The sequence below is a fragment of the Candidatus Bathyarchaeota archaeon genome (assembly GCA_026014725.1).
Lineage (GTDB): Archaea > Thermoproteota > Bathyarchaeia > Bathyarchaeales > Bathycorpusculaceae > Bathycorpusculum.
Map to the genome: position 1 here is coordinate 1 of JAOZHV010000016.1, position 2,128 is coordinate 2,128.

Genomic DNA, 2,128 nt, shown 5'->3' on the forward strand with positions numbered 1-2,128 from the left:
AACCGATTAAACAGGTGACACGGTGCGGTCAATGCCGACACTGGAACAGTTGGAAAGCAGAATGCCGCGTAGGATACTACACAACCGCTAGCACGAAGCCATGCACTCAGGCGCTACCGAGAACGGAGACCAGTAAGCCATGACTGAGCGAACTATAACAAGCGATGTTCCCAGCGGCATGCCACAGGAACCGCTCTCAGCGGAAGCGGTTGAGTGGCGCAAAAACCTCAAAAAACTTGCAGCACAACAGCAGAAAAGCTACCCGTGCTTCGCGCAGTTCTGCGATGAACCCGAACACAAAGTTGGCTTCAAACCCGCACGCGTCGCCAAATGGCTATCGGAAAACGAGAACTTCAAAACTGACCGCAAGACCGACATGCTATACTACGGCGATGCAGCAAAAGGCGTTTGGACAGCAAACGGAGAAGTGAAACTTCAAGAAATCTTAGCAGTAATTCTCGGCGAAGAGAACCGTGTAAGCTACTACACAAACATACTGCACGCTTTGAAAGCGTTAACTTACTGCGACATTGAGTTTAGCCGAAAAATTGCGGTGGAAAACGGCTTGTTAAACGTTGAAACAGGTGAATTAACGCCTTTCACACTTGAGGAAATGGCTTTCTACGCGCTGCCCGTAGCGTATAACGCTGAAGCACAATGCCCTAACTGGCTTGAGTTTCTAAAACAAGTTGTGGCACAAGAGGATATCCCAACACTGCAAGAGTGGAGCGGTTACCTGTTGTTGCCCGACTACCGCTTCCACAACCTCACGTGGATTTACGGCGGCGGCAGAAACGGTAAGGGTGTTTGGCAGCGCACAATGGAAGGAATACTCGGAGCGGAAAACGTCTCCAGCGTTGCATTGGAAGAGTTTGACGGAAGCCACAGGTTCGCGATGCGGCAACTCTACGGCAAACTGTTCAACCCATGCAGTGAACCCACAACAAACCGAGTGCTGCAAACAGCGCTGCTCAAAAAGGCAACTGGGCAGGACACAATAAGCGCTGAGTGTAAGGGAAAAGACAAGAGGATAGATTTCAGAAATGTGGCTAAAATCACGGTTATCGCAAACAAGTTCCCAAAAGTTAGAGACACAACAACCGCATTTAAAGAGCGCCGACTCTTCATAAAGTTCCCAAACGAGTTCACTGGAAAAAACGTTATCGCTAACTTGGAACAGATTTGGCTTGGTAACGCGGAAGAGCGCAGCGGCATACTAAATTGGATGCTGCAAGGCTTACAGCGTTTGCTATCGCAAGGCTACTTCACGGAAAGCAAAAGCCAAGAAGAAACAGAGATAGCCTTTGAACGCGCCAGCGACACAATAAGCGCGTTCTTAAATCAAATCGCAATTTTCGACAAAAACCTCGTAACTACACGAGCAGAAGCATATAACGCTTACAAAGAATATTGCGATGTTTTCGGGCTTGAAACAGAAAACGAAAAGGTATTTACACAGCGCCTAAAAGAAACGCCAAGAATCAGCGTAACAACAGTTAGCAAACCGAACCGTCTCAGAGCATGGAAAGGGTTGGGTTTGAGGAAGTTGAATGATGATGGTTCGGTGTCACCTGTATCAGATGTATCACTTCAACATGGGGTTATACCTCAGGCAAATTCCGATGAGTTGTCAAAAAATAGGGAGAGTATATCACATGCTACAAGTGATACAGGTGATACAAGTCAACCTTTGGTTGCGGCTAAGGACTGCGTTCACTTCCATAAAGCCAGTTGCATGCATCCTAACCCGAACTGTTTAACGCCTTTGTTCAATTGTCCTAGCGTGTGCCGAGACTTTAAACCGTATTCTGGAAGCGTAACCGCGCCTTCAGATTATCCGCGTTATCCTGAGCCTGAGCATGGAGAGGGTTAGCTTGACTTGTAAGCGGCTAAAGCATTGTTTGAATTACCAGCGCGGCAACTCTAAATGTGACGGTGATGGCGCTGGGTGCAAACGTTTCGCTCAGAAATGCTTGTTTTTGGTTTACACGGAGCGTTCTTAAGCGCATGGTTGAATCTGTCTCTGTGGTTAAGTGTCCTGAATGCGGTAGTGTTAAGCTGTTCCGAGACGGCATGCGCTACTTAGCCAACGGAGACACGGTTCAGCGCTGGTTGTGTCGAGAGTGCG

The 2,128-nt window shown here is 48.1% G+C and carries 1 protein-coding gene; it reads left to right on the plus strand.

Annotation, left to right across the window (positions count from 1 at the left end):
* Window positions 1-139: 139 nt before the first annotated feature.
* The gene (locus tag NWE95_02050; GenBank protein MCW4002682.1) at window positions 140-1,873 is read left to right on the plus strand and encodes a phage/plasmid primase, P4 family; all 1,734 of its coding nucleotides are present in this window, start codon (window positions 140-142) and stop codon (window positions 1,871-1,873) included.
* Window positions 1,874-2,128 lie beyond the last annotated feature (255 nt).

What these genes read in the sequence shown, in the direction of transcription:
- NWE95_02050 (MCW4002682.1), top strand. Translation starts at nt 140, where the DNA reads ATGACTGAGCGAACTATAACAAGCGATGTTCCCAGCGGCATGCCACAG.